Below are 15,480 nucleotides of genomic sequence, written 5' to 3'. Positions count from 1 at the left end.
CGGCTATTTTGCAAGCCCTGCCTGTATCTCTTCACAGATGCGCAGGTTGTGGATTGCCTGTTCAGGAGTGATGGGGAAAGGACGACAGTGTTCCACGCAATCGATAAACGTGGCAAGCTCGCGTTTAAGCGGTTCGAGCTTGTTGACCATTACTTTCTCGATAATATTTTCCTGCACATACCGCTCCGCCTCGAACGTGTACTGCCCCGGCTTGCGGTAGATGGTCACTTCCTGGGTCATGAAGTCCCCTTCAATCGTGAACTCTTCTTCCTCGATATAGATCATCCGGATCTTCTTCGAGGACTTCCGGCTAGCCGAGAGCGCAACGGGGACATTGCCGCATTTCATCAGCACACTGCACACATCTGCAGTGCCGGCACTCGAGATCATGCAGGGGGCCTTAAAGAACAGCGTGAGAAGGATATCGATATCATGGATCATGAGATCCTCGACAACCGTACTTCCCGTGACACGGGCTGATGCGGGATTATGCCGCTTCATCTCCACGTACAGCGGTTTTTTTACGATCTTCCTTATCTCTTCGACAACCGGGTTGAACCGTTCGATATGGCCGACCCCGATCGTGATCCCTGCCGGTGCTTTCTTCATGAGTTGCGTGGCTTCCTCGGCAGTTGCACAGATCGGTTTTTCGATCAACACTGATTTTCTGGCAGAAAAGACCTGTTCGACCGTGGCCCGGTGGAACGGCGTAGGTACGCAGACACTGACTGCATCGACATGCGCCAGCAGCTCGGTGACCGAGGAGTACACGGTGGCCCCGTGCTTCTCTCCCATATCGCGGGCCCCGGCCGTGTTCGGGTCATAGACCCCGACAGAATCCACGCTTTTCATCTCTGAGTAGACCCTGACGTGGTTCTTTCCCATCGTCCCGACACCGATTACACCGACATCCATTACTTCACCTTATTGATCGTATCGCAGATATAGGCAATCTCTTTCTGGTCGAGCAGCGGGTGCACCGGCAGGCTCAGCACCGATGACGAGAGTGCGGTTGAGACCGGGCAGGGGTCCGGATAATTCGTCAGCCCGAAGACCGGCTGGCGGTGGATGGGTATGGGATAATGCACCGCAGAGCCGATCCCTTTGGACTTTAAGTAATCCATAAAAGAATCGCGCTTCATCGGGAACTCGTCCGTGAGACGGATGACGTACTGGTGGTAGACATGGTGCATACCCGGAGCGACATAGGGGGTGATGAGTCCTTTTACCGACAGGTTCGCATTGTAGAAATCCGCGTTCTTCCGCCGGCGGAGGTTGAACTTCTCCAGCTTCTTTAACTGGACAATACCCAGCGCTGCGGCCATATCCGTCATACGGTAATTATAACCAAGCCGGGTATGGACATATTTTTCACTCTGGCCATGGTTGATGATCAGGCGCAGGCGCTCGGCATAGGCCTTCTCGCTTGTCGTGACCATCCCCCCTTCACCGGTGATCATGTTTTTCGTTGCATAAAAGGAGAAGCAGCCGAAGTGCCCGAAACTCCCGACTTTACTGCCATTGCAGATTGCACCGTGTGCCTGGGCTGCATCTTCAATAAGCTTGAGGTTGTGCAGCTCGCATACTTTCTGCACGGCCGGCACATCGAACGGCTGGCCATAGAGATGAACACCGATTACCGCCCGGGTCCGCGGGGTTACCCGCTCTTCCAGCTGGGCGGTGTCAATCGTATAGGTCTGGTCACTGACATCGCAGAAGACCGGCTTTGCCCCGCACATCAGGACAGCCGTTGCTGTGGCGATAAACGAGAACGCGGGAACGATTACTTCGTCCCCGTGACCTATATCTGCCGCAAGAAGGGCTGCATGGAGGGCCGCGGTACCGTTGTTGATCGCTATACCATGCGTAGCGCCACAATAATCTGCAAATTTCGTTTCGAGTTCGGTAACTTTTTCGCCGGAAGCGAGCATGCCGGATTCGAGCACCGCTGTGACTGCCGAGATCTCTTCCTGACCGATTGCCGGTCGCGCAACAGGTATGTTGACCACGATTCACTCTCGCTTTTTTAAGGATAATCCGGATAAAAAATGCGTAAGCATCCAATAATATCATTCCTGTCTGTCAAAACAGAGAAGATCAATTCTGTGAAACATTTTCCTGCTTACTAAAAAATCCACCCTTCATCCCGGCCCCTGCGAAAGAAGAGCTAATTAGTAGAAGACGATCATATAATCGTAAGAACGAATAGTGGAGGGGTGGCAACGCGACATATCATTTCGATCGGGGATTTTGAAAGAAACGAGATCGACCGCCTGCTGGATCATGCACGGCAGATCGACAATAAAAAATATGATAAATATGCACTTAACGGCAAGATCCTTGCCGTCCTCTTCTTTGAACCCAGCACCCGGACACGGATGTCTTTCGAATCTGCCATTGCACGGCTGGGGGGAACTTCCCTTTCTGTCGGGAGTGTCGATGCCTGCTCCATGGCAAAAGGCGAGACACTTGCAGACACCATCCGGGTGGTAAGCGGGTATGCCGATGCAATTGTCATCCGGCATCCCAAGGAAGGGGCAGCGCGCCTTGCCGCAGAGTTTGCCACCGTACCGGTGATCAATGCGGGAGACGGTGCCGGCCAGCACCCTTCGCAGACGCTGCTCGACCTGTACACCATCCGCCAGTCAATGCCCATCGATAAGATCGATGTCGCGCTGGTCGGGGATCTCCGGTACGGGCGCACAGCACATTCGCTCGCATCCGCGCTCTCGCTCTATAATGCACGGCTGCACACCCTCTCCCCCACGGGGCTCGAACTCCCTGACACGCTCATCACGGAGCTTACCGAAAAGGGAGTGGAGATTGTGAATCACGATTCGATCGAGGAGATGGTTGGCCTGGTCGATGTACTCTACGTGACCCGGATCCAGCGCGAACGATTCCCCGACTCCGCCTCGTACTTCAATGTCGCATCCAGCTACCGGATCACCCCTGAGTTGCTGACCGGTGCAAAAGAACATCTTATCGTGCTCCACCCCCTTCCCCGGGTGAATGAGATTGACCCGCGGGTGGATGAGTCCCCGCATGCCCGGTACTTTGAACAATCCAGAAACGGGGTACCGGTGCGGATGGCGATGCTGATGGACGTGATGCAATGACCCACACCGAAGATGCAGATAATGAAGGGCTCCTTGTCCGGCGGATCAGGAACGGCACGGTGATCGATCACATCGATGGTGGTGAAGCACTCAACGTGGTAAAGATTCTCGGTATCACCGGAACTACGCAGGAAGCGCTCTCGATTGCCACCAATGTTCCAAGCCGGGACATGGAGAAAAAGGACATCGTCAAACTCACCAACCGTGAACTCTCAAAAGAAGAAGTTGATCGCATTGCCCTCATCTCTCCGCATGCGACCATCAATATTATCCGTAACTTCAAGGTCTGCGAGAAAAAGGGAGTTGAGATCCCAACCCTGATCCAGGGACTTGTCCGCTGCCCCAACCCGGGCTGCATCTCAAATACCCATGAACCGATCCAGAGCAAGTTCCATGTAAGGCCCACGGGACTTCACTGTTACTACTGTGACTGGGTAATAACAAAAGACCTGACCAGTTACATCATCTGATTTTTTCTTTTTTTATGCTTTTTAAGGGTGTAAGCAGCGGATGCGGCTGACAAACCCGGTTAAGGGGAAGACCTGAAGACGATATGAACTGAATCCGCCCTCTGTTGAAAGGGGGTAATTGAGAAGTGGGAATCCCATTATGGAGATGAGCGGGAACAAAAAAAGAGACTATCCATAAGCGCTTATCGCATCAGGTGACCGTGGATATCGATCTCGCCCCGGAAGATCCGGGTACTCGAGATCCAGCGACCGTCTTCTGCAAGTACGCAGCTGATCTGGTGGATATCGACTTTCTTCCTTCCTTTCTCCCGGCGGAGTTTGTTTATCTCCACGGCAACCGGGAGGGTCTCTTCCGATACGATAATCGCATCGAAATCAGCTTCGAGTGCGGAACCGAACCGGTCCTGCAGGGGTTCGACAACAAAGGGGGTAGAAAAATTCCTGCCAGCGATATACTGCTCGAGTTCGGATTTCCGGACCTCAAACGGACGGATAGGGTGGGTTTTCCGGCTCGCGAAACTGTCAGTGGTAAGCCCGATTACCACATGACCACCGGATCCGGCGATCTCGAATGACCGGGAAAGAAGGACTTTGTGCCCATCGTGAAGGGGATCGAATGTTCCCCCGACCATAACCTTCATGCTCTTTGATTCTTAATTTCTTATGTTATTATGCGTATGGATAAGGTCTCCGGCGTGCCGCTCTTTGCAGCGGGAAACGCAACGATCATCGGCGATGTCACGATCGGAAAACAGGTAGGCATCTGGTTTGGTGCGGTGATCCGTGCCGACAAGGACCGGATCATGATCGGGGACCGGTCCAATATCCAGGACAACTGCGTGGTGCATACCAGCAAGGGACACCCGGTCATGCTCGGGACCGATGTATCAGTCGGGCACGGCGCGATCCTGCACGGCTGCACGATCGGAAACCGCGTGCTGGTCGGCATGGGTGCGATTGTCTTAAACGGGGCAACGGTTGGCGATGGCTCGGTCATCGGAGCCGGTGCCGTGGTTACCGAGGGAAAGGTAATCCCCCCGGGTTCCGTGGTGGTCGGGGTTCCGGGAAAAATTGTCAAGGAAGCAGATGCCGCACAGCAGGAACAGATTCTCAAAAACGCCATGTCTTATATCGAACTGGCCGGGGAGTATGCCCACCATGAGTGATGTGGTAGTCATCGGTGCCGGTATCGCCGGCATACAGGCAGCGCTCGATATCGCAGGTCATGGCATCCATGTGCACCTTGTCGAACGCGAGCCCAGTATCGGCGGCCATATGGCCCAGCTCGACAAGACATTTCCGACAAACGACTGCTCGATGTGCATCCTCTCCCCCAAGATGGTGGACGTGGCCCGCCACCCGCTCATTACGATCCATACCTTTGCAGAAGTCGAAACTATCGAGGGGGAAGTCGGTAACTTCACGGTCACGATCCGGGAACACCCGCGATACGTGGATGCAGAACTCTGTACCGGCTGCGGGGACTGTATCGGGATCTGCCCGGTTGAAGTGTACAACCGGTTCGATGCCGGAGTCGGGGTAAGAAAAGCGATCTACAAGCCCCATGCCCAGGCAGTGCCGGATATCGTGGTCAAGGATGCGGAGCACTGTATCGAGTGCGGTCTCTGCTATGATGCCTGTGGGCCGGGTGCCATCTTGCACAAGGATGAAGGGAAACTCGTCACGATCCATGCAGCGAGCATCGTGATCACTACGGGGTATACGGTCTTTGATGCCCGGAACAAAAAGCAGTTCGGCCATCTCATCCTGCCGGATGTGATCACCAGCCTCGAACTGGAACGGATGATCAATGCCAGCGGCCCGACCGGCGGGAAGATCAAGCGGCTGAGCAACGGGGCTGTGCCAAAAAGTATTGTCTTCATCCAGTGTGTCGGCTCGCGGGACATGACCATCGACCGCCCCTACTGCTCGTGCATCTGCTGCATGCAGGCAATGAAGAACGCGATGCTGATCAAGGAGAAGCAACCGGATATCGATATCACCCTCTGTTACATGGATATCCGGGCCTATGGGAAAGGGTACGAGGAGTATTACGAACGGGCAAAAGCACTGGGAATCCGGTTCCTGCGGGGCATGCCTTCTGATATCCTTGCCGATCGCAAAGGGTTGATCATGCAGGTGGAAAACTCCGAAACCTCCGAAGTCCACGTTCTCCACCCGGAACTGGTAGTCCTCTCGATTGGCATCGGCCCGTCCGACAATGCTGCCGGGATTGCTGCGAAATGCGGCATTCCCCTTGAAACCACCGGGTTTTTCAAATCCGTGCATGATGCCATGGACACGGTAGCTACCCTGCGTCCCGGGATCTATGTTGCCGGTACGGCAACCGCCCCCCGGGATATCCCGGACAGTGTAGCCTCCGGCGGATCGGCGGCCATGCGGGCATATATCGATGCTGTCAGGACGCGGTCCGCTTGAACGAGACTGCCACCCTCTGGTGGGACGCAGGGAACCAGAGCATTCACTATATCGAACAGACACTCCTTCCCAATGAGTACGCCATTGTGGAATGCCGCAGCATCGAACGGCTTGCAACCGCGATCAAACGGCTGGAGATACGGGGAGCCCCCGCTCTTGGCGTTGCCGGGGCATACGGGGTTGCACTTGCTTCTGTGCTTGCTGACAAAAACGATATGACATCGTTCATGGCAGCAGTGAACCGGGATGCCAGCGTACTCCGGTCAACCCGCCCGACTGCAATCAACCTTGCGTGGGGTATTGACCGGGTGCTTGCGGCGATGTCCCCTGCCCGGGACTGCAATGAAGCCTGCGCCCGTGCCATTGCCGAAGCAGAAGAGATCGCCCGGGAAGATACTGCCTGCTGCCATGCAATCGGTGAACAGGGAGCCACTCTCCTGCCCGATACCTGCACGGTACTCACCCATTGCAATGCCGGGGCACTGGCATGCTCATCATGGGGTACAGCGCTGGGCGTGATCCGATCAGCAGTAAAGGCGGGAAAAAAGGTGAACGTGATCTCCTGCGAGACACGCCCGCTCCTGCAGGGTGCCCGGCTTACCGCATGGGAACTTGCCCGGGATGGCATTGATGTAACCACGATAACGGATTCCACCGCAGCCCATCTTATGCGAAAGGGCGCGATCGATGCCGTTGTTGTTGGCGCGGATCGCATCACCAGCGACGCGGTTTTCAACAAGATCGGAACGTACATGCATGCAGTCTGCGCACACCATCACGCCATACCATTCTACGTAGCCGCGCCCCTCTCGACATTTGATGCAAATAATACCGAAAAGGATGTGATCATCGAGGAGCGCGGGCGCGAAGAGGTCACTGTCATGGGTAACCGTACCTTTGTTCCGGATGGCGCACAGGTGAAGAACTATGCATTCGATGCGACACCGATGGAACTGGTCACCGCCGTGATAACCGAAAAGGGCGTGATGCGCCCGCCTATAGACATACGTAAACTCTTATCGCGTCGCAGCACTACATAATGCTAAAAAGGCACCATTTCTATGGACTTCGATTTCACGCCCTACAACCAGCTGATGTTTATCATCGGTGAACTCACGGTCATCATCATACTTGGGGCGCTGATCTCCGCGTTCATCCTTGCCCTGATATCACTCTACTCGATAAAGAAAGGGCACCTCTATTTTCCCCGGCTGATCAAGGCGGGCCTGGTCTTTTTCGAGGGATTGATGAAGGCGTTCTTCCGGTTTCTCGGCCTTGAAGACCGCGAGATGCTCACGTTTTTGATCAAGATCCATAATACCATGAACACAACAGAGTTCACTCGTATCCCGGTTACGGAACGGGCAATCTTCATGCCGCAATGCCTGCGGTCATCCCGCTGCCCGGCGCATCTCACGCCGGAAGGTCTCAAATGCCGTTCCTGCGGGCAGTGTTCCGTTGGTGAAGCCCGGGGGGTGCTTGAGAAGATGGGTTACCGGATATTCATTGTGCCGGGCTCGTCATTCATCAAGCGCATGGTAAAAAAATACCGCCCGAAGGCGATTCTTGGTGTCGGCTGCCTTTCAGAAGTCAAAGAGGGCATCGACATGGCCGACAAGATGGGACTCATCGTGATGGGTGTTGTTACTTTAAAAGAAGGGTGTGTGGAGACGATTGTAAACTGGCAGGATGTGTACGAAGTGGCAGTGCTCGGGGTGGATCCGGCTTTAATCCCCGAGGACATTCATATTCTTCCCGGTTAATTTCCCGCTTTTTATCTTGCCATGGACGATGATCGTGTCCTCGCTGGTCACATCCCCGACATGAACGCCGGTGCGCAGGATCACCTTGCCACCTGCCTGGATTGAATGGACGGCCGCATGATCGAGGATGGTCACATCCCCGTGCGCAACAATCGGGCCCTTGATACGGCACTGGCTCCCAATGATCGCATTCCAGCAGCTGACGTCGAGTGCTACACTGGAACGCGGACCAAGTTCAAGGGAGCCGGTGACCGTAAGCCGCCCCCAGAAATGCGTGTGGGGAGGGACGATAAAGTCCCCGTCTACCTTCACGTTCCCCTCAAAATACGTCCCTTTTTGTGCAAAAAAGGTATTTCCTTTCTGGAAAAGTGTCGGCATTGCTCTCAAGGTAATTGAGGAATGATCAGGGGATAAACCTGTTGCTTGGAAGATACTGCCGCCCGGACCGGGCCGGGTGACCGGTTACAGGAAGACTGCCGAGAGGGCAAAAACCAAAAGGGCAGCAAACATGCCGGCCTTGATGAACGTGGTTGATCGGGTTGCCCTGATACAGGCAGGAGCTGCGCAGCCCAGCGTCCGGATTACCGCAGCAAGGATGATGATATCAACAATGACAATGCCGGCGAGATACCACGCACCCCACCAGAGGAACGGCACAACACTTGCAACCACCGAAACAAGGGCAAATCCCACCGCAATGCGGGTTGTCAGCGGGACTCCTATACGGATAGGAAGGGTATCGGCCCCTCCCGCCATATCGCCCTCCACATCCTCGGCATCCTTTAAGATTTCCCGGACCATGGTTGCAAAGAACGTGATTGCCGCAAGCGGGACTACATGCACCAGCGTATCCCAACCGGCAAAGGCTCCACCGAACAGGAAGATGCTGGCAGCAAGATAAGCAACCGCTGCATTGCCAATCACCGGCATACCCTTGAGTTTTGCTGCATACAGGACAAGAATCACGGAATTGATTATCACGATGGCCAGACAGAGCATGGGGGTGAAAAGGGCAACGATGATACCCGCGACAAACAGCATAACGGCAAAATACCGTGCAGCTGACGGAGTTACGAGTCCGGAAGGGATGGGGCGTTCGGGGCGGTTGATCCGGTCGATATCAGTATCGAAATAATCATTGATCACATTACCGGCAGCAGTGATCAGGGTGACGATGACCAGCAGGAGAATCGTTGAGGGAACGATGGTTCCGGTGGCAACAAGGTATGCTATGATTGCAGTTACGCCGGATATTACCGCGTTTGCCGGGCGGGTGATAGTAAAAAATCCTGCAATGCTCATTTTATACCATATCTCCTTGTCAGGATAATAAAATGCACGAAAAGTCGGACAAAAACGGGCGAGGGGGGATTTGAACCCCCGGCATTCAGCTTAGGAGGCTGACGCTATGTCCGGGCTAAGCCACTCGCCCTGCTCATACCAATTGTGGAGGAATATGTATAAGGTTTGCGCGCTGCAACAGTTCTCCGCAATGGAGTTAATCGAGACAACGGAAGGAAAAACCCGGTTTTTTATCCCGGTCCAGGACAATACAACACAGTTTCCTCCCGGTTCAGCCCCGATCTTTTTTAACCGGAAGATGGAACTGAACCGCGATGTGACCGTCCTTTTGCTCTCGGTACTCAAACCCTCGGAATATCTTGATGCAATGGGAGCTACGGGCATTCGCGGGTTGCGGGTGTTGAACGAATGCGGTATCCCCGTTACCATCAATGATCGTGAGGCCGAAGCCATCGAACTGATCACGTACAATGCGTTCCGGGCGAACCTTCCGGTCGAGGTCGTGCAGCGGGATGCCAGTGCCCTGATGTCGGAACGATCGTTTGATGCCGTGGATCTCGATCCGTTCGGGACACCAGCGATGGTCGTGGATGCTGCGGTCCGGGGTACCCGCAGGTTTCTCTTTGTCACTGCCACTGATACCGCCCCCCTGTGCGGGGCGCACCTGAAAGCAGGAATACGGCGGTATTTCGCACGACCGCTGAACACGGAATACCACAGCGAAGTCGGCCTTCGTATCCTTCTCGGGTTTGTTGTACGGGAGACCGTCAAGTACGACCGGGGTGTTGAGCCAACCTTCTGTTATGCCCGCGAACATTTCGTCCGGCTCCACCTCCGGTTGATCCGGGGGGCTGGCGCCGCTGACAATACCCTCAAGCAGATCGGGTTCATCCTCCAGTGCCCGAAATGCCCGTACCGGGAGGAGCACCCGGGCATGATTCCCCCCACCGTATGCTGCCCGCACTGCGGTGTGCCCCTCAGTTTTATCGGCCCCCTGTGGCTTGGCAGTATCCGGAACACTGAGGTACTCCTCCAGATGAAGGAGCAACTGGATACCATGGAGCTCGGCACGAGAAAAGATATCGAAAAACTCATCAACACCAGTATCGAGGAACTCCCCACCTCATCGTTTTACGATTATCACCATATCGCAAAACAACTGAAAGTGTCCCCCCCGGACATCAACACGGTTCTCGAACGTATCCGTGCTGCGGGATTTGCTGCCTCACGGACGCATTTCTGCGGGTACGGGATCAAGACAGAAGCGCCGCTTGCGATCATCAGGACAGCGGTTCTGCCGGCTACGAAATAAAAACCGGATAATCAGAACGGAGTAAACAGGCCCCGGAGAGATCCCGGTTATCCTTTATTTTCTTTCACCCGGAATGAACCGGCGGGAATATGAATCTCAAACCGTGCACCCTTACCCGGCTTGCCGGTCTCGGCGATGGTAAAACCGGGGATCGCAAGGATTTCCTGGACTAAGAACAGCCCGTTGCCGGTTTTCATCCCCTTGCCCGGCAGGAAAAGGGATGGCCGGAGTGCGTCTGGAATCCCGGTTCCATTATCCTCGTACACAATGGTTGCTCCCCCATTCTCCCGGTGCCACCGCAGGGATATTTCTGTCACCGTTTTTCCATGGCGATGCGAATTATCGATCAGGTTCAAAAAGACTTTTGCAAACATCGGATCGGTGAAAAGTTCAAGATCCCTGCACCCGGGGTCCGCTTGTATCTGCAACCTGCCATCACTAAAAATGGAGCGGACGGATTGGAACATCTCATAAAGACCGGTCCACTTCGGGGATTGGGTACCGATATCCTTGTACTCCTTGGTAAAAGTGATCATTTTCTGGATTTTTTCTGTTGCACCGAGAAGGATCCGGACAATATCTCCCGACCGGAGCGCACTGTCTTCCGGCTCCATCAGGGTGAGGTAGCCGTTTAAGACGGTAAGCTGGTTGTTGATATCATGGCGGACAATGCTGTTTAACCGGTTCATCATCAGGTTGGTCTGCCGGGTGATTTTTTCAGCCTGTTTATCCGTGCTTATCTCCCCGATAAGACCGAACATGCCAACCTCATTCCGTCCGTCAAAAACAGACCGGGAAATGGCCATAGCGGGGTGAGCGATTCCCTCTTTTCCCACAACATGGAAACAGGAATAAGGGATTTTTTCCGGGTTTTCCTTCCCATACATTTCGCTGACACGATCTTTTTCCCGGGGCAGGACGAGCGCAGACAGCGGTTGGCCCATCATCTCATCCGGTAAAAAACCCAGCATCCCGGTACATCCGGAACTGACCGAGGTAATTTTTCCCTGGTCATCAAGAGTAAACACAACAGGATGGGAAAATTCAGCAGGTATGCAATCCGGATTCTCACAGGGGGGGTTTGTCATCGGGCACCGTTCCAGCAGGCAGTTTATGAGAGAGAGCGGGCGTTTTTGGGCCATTTGGGAAGAATTCCGGCGTCTCTTAGGGAGAGATGGATTCCGGGCACATTATATTTTTCCAAACGATGCCGGGAAAAAAGGGAGCAGCTGACCGGGGTATCCGGTATCAGCGCTCGACAATGATGGTGATCAGATCGCTGTCCACCAGCCGGTGGGAGAGACCTACCCGCTGGCCCGGGTGTTTGACCGATTTGCCCCAGACCCGGGCATAGCGGAACTTCTGGACAAATTCGCGGTGAAGCTTGGTACAGACATCCTCGATCGTGCTGCCTTCCCTGACAATGAGGGGCTCTTCGAGATCCGCTTCGCCGCCATGGGGTTTGAGATAGACCCGGAAGAACCCGAGACAATCATAGATGGCATCTTTCGTCTCTTCGAGGTGGTAACCGACATGGGCCGATATCATGAGCGGCTGGCTGCCGAAGCGTTCTGCAATATCGTGCTCGATCTCCAGGTACCGCTCCTTGTCCACGAGATCCACCTTGTTCACCGCAATGAACGCCGGAACATACACGCGGTTGCCCTGTATCGCATCGATAAGGTCATCCTGGGTGGCATTCCCGCGGATCAGGATATCGGCGTTCATCATCTTACTCTCGGCAAGGATGGACCGGACTTCTTCTATGTCGAGATCCAAGGTACCGACCGCATTGAGCCGGATACCGCCATGCGAGGATTTCTTGATGGTGATATCGGGTTTTGGCACATTGATCCGGATGCCGGCATCATAGAGTTCCTTGATGAGCACATCGAAATGCCGCTCATTGAAGACGTCCACGAGAATGACAATGATATCGGCGCCACGGACAACGGCAATCACTTCCTTGCCCCGGCCCTTACCCATTGCTGCACCGGCAATCAGGCCCGGGATATCGAGCAGCTGGATCTTTGCCCCTTTGTGTTCCAGCGCACCGGGTACCACCGTGAGCGTTGTGAATGCATACGCCGCAACTGCACTTTCCGTGCCGGTGAGTTTGTTGAGGAGCGTACTTTTACCGGTGGACGGGAACCCGACAAGGACTGCGGTGGCATCTCCGGACTTTTTGACCGAATACCCTTCGCCACCCCCGCCGGCTTTCATTGCGCGGCTTACCGCTTCGTCCCTGAGACGGGCGATCTTTGCCTTTATGCGTCCGATATGCTTGGAAGTAGCCTTGTTATAGGGCGTCTTGACCAGCTCATCCTCGAGCTCCTTAATCTGTTCTTCAAGACTACTCATTCCTATATTAATCGCCGCATGTCCGAGATATAGTTGTTGTGGAGAAAAGAGAGGGGTTGTTCTTTTCCATGGGATGCGAGCAGGAAAGTCGCGGGTAAAAAAAGGAACAAAAACTAACCGGATCAAAGATTCCCTAAAGGTACTGCGTCCATTTCACGGATTGCAGTATATGGATGAAGAAACGGGCCGGGTATATGAAGTAATAAACTATAAGTAAAAATATCGCCCAAGTTATTGAGCAATTACGCTGCTATAGTGTAGTCCGGCCAATCATGCGAGCCTCTCACGCTCGCGACTGGGGTTCGAATCCCCATAGCAGCATCCGGTTTTGACTGATCCTGAAATCCCGATAACTTCAGGTTATTTAAAAATAAAAGAGGCAATACATGACTGACAATGCAGAATTTGACATAATCCGGCGCAGGCACCATTACCGCTGCTGCATCTGCCGGCAGCCGGAGAAAGTTACCGGCACTCTTTTGCCGGTAAAGGGAAAAACGGCAGATGGAGAGACCATACTTCCTGCATGCCCGGAACACTATGCAAAATATATGCAGGGTTTTTTCACCGGAATTGAACTTAAAAAAGTAGGTATTTCCGATGAAGAGTACCGGAAGATCCTGGCAGAAAGTGCCGGCGAACGGGAAGCGGACAGCGAGCTGTCAGCAGCAGAAAAGACCACTCTTGCCAAAGAAGATACCATAAAAAAGATCCAGAAAGCCCAGAGAATGAAGATGCCAAAAGTGCACTCTGATTACAAAAAAGAGATCTGATCTTTTTTGTGGCCGGACATATCTTTTATCACACGTTTTTGTTAATAACCCGGTCGTTTTTTTCGGACCGTCAGGAAACCCGGGGTAATTTTTAAAAAAAATCTGAAAACTGATATTACGATGGCCGCCAGCGTTTTACCACAATATCGTTTCCCTTCTTTTTGATTTCCACCTTGATTTTGCCTTCCTTATAGTCGATTTCAACGATGCCTAATTTTTTTGATTCAACAAGGCGTTCAAGCTTCTGCAGATCCGTTCTTAACATTCGCTTGAAGTCGTCCCCTTCGTATACCACCTTGACCAATGTTCACACCCCCTTACTGTTGTTCAATTGTCCGGCACACGTATCAACTTTCTGTGTTTACCGGTTAACCGCTTTTTAAACCTCCAAAAAACCAATTGTCCTGTATTTTCGACGTTTTTATGAGGAAACATTAAATATCGTATCCCAGCATATGCCTATATGAGGAGTTATGAGCAGGGAGAAGATCAGAGTCCCCGGAAAAGTATACGAGGAGTTAACCGCTCTTCAGCGCGAGATCCATTTCACTCAGAACCACGAGGATACGATCAAGAAAGCCGAAGATCGCGGGTACATGAACGCTGCAAACTGGATCCGCCAGAATGAAAGGGCCTACAAGATCGGATTTGCATGGGGCTTCGAATCGGATGGCGAAGCACCGCAGCCCACCTTACGGGATATTCCGGAACGGGAAGCACCGGCACCGCGTCGCACGATATCCCGCCCCGCAACCATGCAGCCCCGCCCGGGAAAGAAATCCTCCGGCTCGGGCAACTCCGGCGGAATTATTGCCGGTATCAAGAACTGGATTGACAAATATTTCTAATCCAGTCTTCTTTTTTTTCGGGTAATCCCCATAGCAAAGATAAAGTACGTTTTAGTAACAACGGGAGTATATGCCAGCGAGCGAAGACTGTCTCAGTTATTCGCCTGTCACCAAGGGCAGGGGAACCCGCCGGATCCATGGCGAGACCCCCGGATCGTGAGAGTGGACGGTGCCTGTCACGCACGTTTATTCCAAAGCCGGAGAAATAATTGATCAGGATAACACAACCATGCCACGGGAACTCTCTGAAAAAGACCTTGCCATCTTTAAAAAACTTGCACCGGAATGCGGCAATCTCACCTGTTCAGGATCGGATCATATGTTCCAATCGATCCTGCCCCCGATCTCCAACCACTTTGCCGAAGACAGTAATGATTTTATTGAGCGGATAAACCGGTTGACTGACGAGGAATTGACCTACCTTACCGATATGATCCAGGAAGGAAAGGAGAGCATGGGATGCCTTCCCGTTGAGGATGTCGAGGCGTTTGTGCACCTCGTGCAGGACCGGTTATCCGAAGAGGTGGCCAAAAAGGTCATTTCCGCGTACGAATCCGGATACGAGTGCGATCATTAACCGGACACTGTTTTTATGAAAGACTTTCACTCCCTTTTAGCCGATCTCCGTGCACCCACCGTTAAAAAACGCCAGGCAGCTGCGGCGGAACTGGGAAAATCCGGGAATCTTTCGGCAATTGTTCCGCTCGCCGCAGCCATTTCCGACTCTCATCCGCGGGTCCGGTGCGAGATTGTGCAGGCCCTGGGTCGTCTTGGTGATTCCGATGCGGTACCTGCCCTGGTTACTGCGCTCGGGGATGCCGAACCGGCCATCCGCTGCGCAGCGATCACGGCACTGGGAAAGATCAAAGACCCGGCTGCCGTCAGTCCACTCATCGGCTGCCTTACGGATAAGGATATGACAGTCAGGATCGGTGCCGCAGAAATCCTGGGAAAACTGGGGGATGAAAGAGCCATCCGGCCGCTCACTTCCCTGCTTAACGATCCTTTTTCCGATGTCCGCTCATCAGCGCAGGCAGCTATCCACCGGCTCACCGGAAAATAACCGGATTTATTGCATCTTTATCCCCGCCAG

18 protein-coding genes and 2 tRNA genes are annotated in these 15,480 nt (G+C 53.6%); 12 read left to right on the top strand and 8 right to left on the bottom strand.

The genetic code is table 11. The features are described from left to right. Window positions 1–3: 3 nt before the first annotated feature. Complete coding sequence (locus tag CVV30_02250) at window positions 4–915, bottom strand: gfo/Idh/MocA family oxidoreductase (protein PKL70205.1); 912 nt, start codon at window positions 913–915, stop codon at window positions 4–6. Then, window positions 915–2,009 carry an aminotransferase DegT gene (locus tag CVV30_02245; protein PKL70204.1) on the bottom strand — a complete coding sequence of 365 codons (1,095 nt, stop codon included), beginning with the start codon at window positions 2,007–2,009 and terminating at the stop codon, window positions 915–917. Before CVV30_02245 ends, CVV30_02250 begins: the two co-directional genes overlap by 1 nt. 207 nt (window positions 2,010–2,216) lie before the next feature. Between CVV30_02245 and CVV30_02240 the strand changes: the two genes are divergently transcribed. Continuing rightward, window positions 2,217–3,119, top strand: a complete 903-nt coding sequence (locus CVV30_02240) for an aspartate carbamoyltransferase (GenBank protein PKL70203.1) — start codon at window positions 2,217–2,219, stop codon at window positions 3,117–3,119. Then, entirely contained in the window at window positions 3,116–3,589 is a 474-nt protein-coding gene (locus CVV30_02235) for an aspartate carbamoyltransferase regulatory subunit (GenBank protein PKL70202.1), read from the top strand. Before CVV30_02240 ends, CVV30_02235 begins: the two co-directional genes overlap by 4 nt. Before the next feature lie 182 nt (window positions 3,590–3,771). Here the strand turns inward: CVV30_02235 and CVV30_02230 are convergent, their stop codons facing one another. Beyond that, window positions 3,772–4,230, bottom strand: coding sequence for a phosphopantetheine adenylyltransferase (locus CVV30_02230; protein ID PKL70201.1), 459 nt, complete (start codon window positions 4,228–4,230; stop codon window positions 3,772–3,774). Between the two features lie 30 nt (window positions 4,231–4,260). On the opposite strand from CVV30_02230, the gene CVV30_02225 reads away from it, so the two are divergent. The 4 genes from CVV30_02225 to CVV30_02210 are packed head-to-tail and all read left to right on the top strand — an operon-like array spanning window position 4,261 to window position 7,791. Continuing rightward, window positions 4,261–4,755 (top strand): gamma carbonic anhydrase family protein, encoded by a 495-nt coding sequence (locus CVV30_02225; protein PKL70200.1) that lies wholly within the window; start codon window positions 4,261–4,263, stop codon window positions 4,753–4,755. After that, window positions 4,748–6,028, top strand: a complete 1,281-nt coding sequence (locus tag CVV30_02220) for a 4Fe-4S ferredoxin (GenBank protein PKL70199.1) — start codon at window positions 4,748–4,750, stop codon at window positions 6,026–6,028. Before CVV30_02225 ends, CVV30_02220 begins: the two co-directional genes overlap by 8 nt. Beyond that, window positions 6,025–7,068: an S-methyl-5-thioribose-1-phosphate isomerase gene (gene mtnA, locus CVV30_02215; protein ID PKL70198.1), complete on the top strand. Its 1,044-nt coding sequence runs from the start codon at window positions 6,025–6,027 to the stop codon at window positions 7,066–7,068. Before CVV30_02220 ends, mtnA begins: the two co-directional genes overlap by 4 nt. Window positions 7,069–7,089: 21 nt before the next feature. Next, window positions 7,090–7,791 (top strand): hypothetical protein, encoded by a 702-nt coding sequence (locus CVV30_02210; protein PKL70197.1) that lies wholly within the window; start codon window positions 7,090–7,092, stop codon window positions 7,789–7,791. On the opposite strand, the gene CVV30_02205 is transcribed toward CVV30_02210, so the two are convergent. The 3 genes from CVV30_02205 to CVV30_02195 all read right to left on the bottom strand — a co-directional run bounded on the left by CVV30_02205 (window position 7,756) and on the right by CVV30_02195 (window position 9,223). After that, window positions 7,756–8,169 (bottom strand): cell shape determination protein CcmA, encoded by a 414-nt coding sequence (locus CVV30_02205; GenBank protein PKL70196.1) that lies wholly within the window; start codon window positions 8,167–8,169, stop codon window positions 7,756–7,758. The genes CVV30_02210 and CVV30_02205 overlap by 36 nt on opposite strands. An 84-nt stretch (window positions 8,170–8,253) precedes the next feature. Then, on the bottom strand, window positions 8,254–9,093 hold the full coding sequence (locus CVV30_02200; GenBank protein PKL70195.1) for a geranylgeranylglycerol-phosphate geranylgeranyltransferase: 840 nt from the start codon (window positions 9,091–9,093) through the stop codon (window positions 8,254–8,256). Between the two features lie 55 nt (window positions 9,094–9,148). Beyond that, window positions 9,149–9,223: transfer RNA gene (locus tag CVV30_02195), tRNA-Arg, on the bottom strand. 60 nt (window positions 9,224–9,283) lie between these two features. Here CVV30_02195 and CVV30_02190 point away from each other — a divergent pair. After that, window positions 9,284–10,405 carry a tRNA (guanine(10)-N(2))-dimethyltransferase gene (locus tag CVV30_02190; protein ID PKL70194.1) on the top strand — a complete coding sequence of 374 codons (1,122 nt, stop codon included), beginning with the start codon at window positions 9,284–9,286 and terminating at the stop codon, window positions 10,403–10,405. A 47-nt stretch (window positions 10,406–10,452) separates the two neighbouring features. Here CVV30_02190 and CVV30_02185 read toward each other — a convergent pair whose 3' ends face one another. Both CVV30_02185 and CVV30_02180 read right to left on the bottom strand, forming a co-directional pair. Next, the gene (locus CVV30_02185; protein PKL70193.1) at window positions 10,453–11,547 is read right to left on the bottom strand and encodes a hypothetical protein; all 1,095 of its coding nucleotides are present in this window, start codon (window positions 11,545–11,547) and stop codon (window positions 10,453–10,455) included. 106 nt (window positions 11,548–11,653) lie between these two features. Beyond that, complete coding sequence (locus CVV30_02180; GenBank protein PKL70192.1) at window positions 11,654–12,766, bottom strand: GTP-binding protein; 1,113 nt, start codon at window positions 12,764–12,766, stop codon at window positions 11,654–11,656. Between the two features lie 246 nt (window positions 12,767–13,012). Between CVV30_02180 and CVV30_02175 the strand changes: the two genes are divergently transcribed. From CVV30_02175 to CVV30_02155, 5 genes are all read left to right on the top strand, one after another. Next, window positions 13,013–13,087 (top strand) — tRNA-Glu (locus CVV30_02175). A gap of 65 nt (window positions 13,088–13,152) precedes the next feature. Beyond that, window positions 13,153–13,539, top strand: a complete 387-nt coding sequence (locus CVV30_02170) for a hypothetical protein (protein PKL70191.1) — start codon at window positions 13,153–13,155, stop codon at window positions 13,537–13,539. A gap of 473 nt (window positions 13,540–14,012) precedes the next feature. Further along, window positions 14,013–14,387 (top strand): hypothetical protein, encoded by a 375-nt coding sequence (locus CVV30_02165; protein PKL70190.1) that lies wholly within the window; start codon window positions 14,013–14,015, stop codon window positions 14,385–14,387. Window positions 14,388–14,616: 229 nt separating this feature from the next. After that, the gene (locus CVV30_02160) at window positions 14,617–14,964 is read left to right on the top strand and encodes a hypothetical protein (GenBank protein PKL70189.1); all 348 of its coding nucleotides are present in this window, start codon (window positions 14,617–14,619) and stop codon (window positions 14,962–14,964) included. A gap of 15 nt (window positions 14,965–14,979) precedes the next feature. Then, a complete protein-coding gene (locus CVV30_02155) occupies window positions 14,980–15,450 on the top strand; it encodes a hypothetical protein (protein ID PKL70188.1) in 471 nt (156 codons plus the stop codon). The last annotated feature ends 30 nt before the right edge of the window (window positions 15,451–15,480 follow it).

The organism is Methanomicrobiales archaeon HGW-Methanomicrobiales-1, assembly GCA_002839675.1.
In the GTDB taxonomy this organism is placed as follows: domain Archaea; phylum Halobacteriota; class Methanomicrobia; order Methanomicrobiales; family Methanospirillaceae; genus Methanoregula.
The sequence above is the reverse complement of the archived record's forward strand: the minus strand, read 5'-3'. Positions and strand labels throughout refer to the sequence as shown.

Bases quoted from the DNA above. Each gene is read 5' to 3' on its own strand.
- CVV30_02250 (PKL70205.1), bottom strand. From the start codon at position 915: ATGGATGTCGGTGTAATCGGTGTCGGGACGATGGGAAAGAACCACGTC.
- CVV30_02235 (PKL70202.1), top strand. From the start codon at position 3,116: ATGACCCACACCGAAGATGCAGATAATGAAGGGCTCCTTGTCCGGCGG.
- CVV30_02230 (PKL70201.1), bottom strand. From the start codon at position 4,230: ATGAAGGTTATGGTCGGGGGAACATTCGATCCCCTTCACGATGGGCAC.
- CVV30_02225 (PKL70200.1), top strand. From the start codon at position 4,261: ATGCGTATGGATAAGGTCTCCGGCGTGCCGCTCTTTGCAGCGGGAAAC.
- CVV30_02220 (PKL70199.1), top strand. From the start codon at position 4,748: ATGAGTGATGTGGTAGTCATCGGTGCCGGTATCGCCGGCATACAGGCA.
- CVV30_02210 (PKL70197.1), top strand. From the start codon at position 7,090: ATGGACTTCGATTTCACGCCCTACAACCAGCTGATGTTTATCATCGGT.
- CVV30_02205 (PKL70196.1), bottom strand. From the start codon at position 8,169: ATGCCGACACTTTTCCAGAAAGGAAATACCTTTTTTGCACAAAAAGGG.
- CVV30_02200 (PKL70195.1), bottom strand. From the start codon at position 9,093: ATGAGCATTGCAGGATTTTTTACTATCACCCGCCCGGCAAACGCGGTA.
- CVV30_02190 (PKL70194.1), top strand. From the start codon at position 9,284: ATGGAGTTAATCGAGACAACGGAAGGAAAAACCCGGTTTTTTATCCCG.
- CVV30_02185 (PKL70193.1), bottom strand. From the start codon at position 11,547: ATGGCCCAAAAACGCCCGCTCTCTCTCATAAACTGCCTGCTGGAACGG.
- CVV30_02180 (PKL70192.1), bottom strand. From the start codon at position 12,766: ATGAGTAGTCTTGAAGAACAGATTAAGGAGCTCGAGGATGAGCTGGTC.
- CVV30_02170 (PKL70191.1), top strand. From the start codon at position 13,153: ATGACTGACAATGCAGAATTTGACATAATCCGGCGCAGGCACCATTAC.
- CVV30_02165 (PKL70190.1), top strand. From the start codon at position 14,013: ATGAGCAGGGAGAAGATCAGAGTCCCCGGAAAAGTATACGAGGAGTTA.
- CVV30_02160 (PKL70189.1), top strand. From the start codon at position 14,617: ATGCCACGGGAACTCTCTGAAAAAGACCTTGCCATCTTTAAAAAACTT.
- CVV30_02155 (PKL70188.1), top strand. From the start codon at position 14,980: ATGAAAGACTTTCACTCCCTTTTAGCCGATCTCCGTGCACCCACCGTT.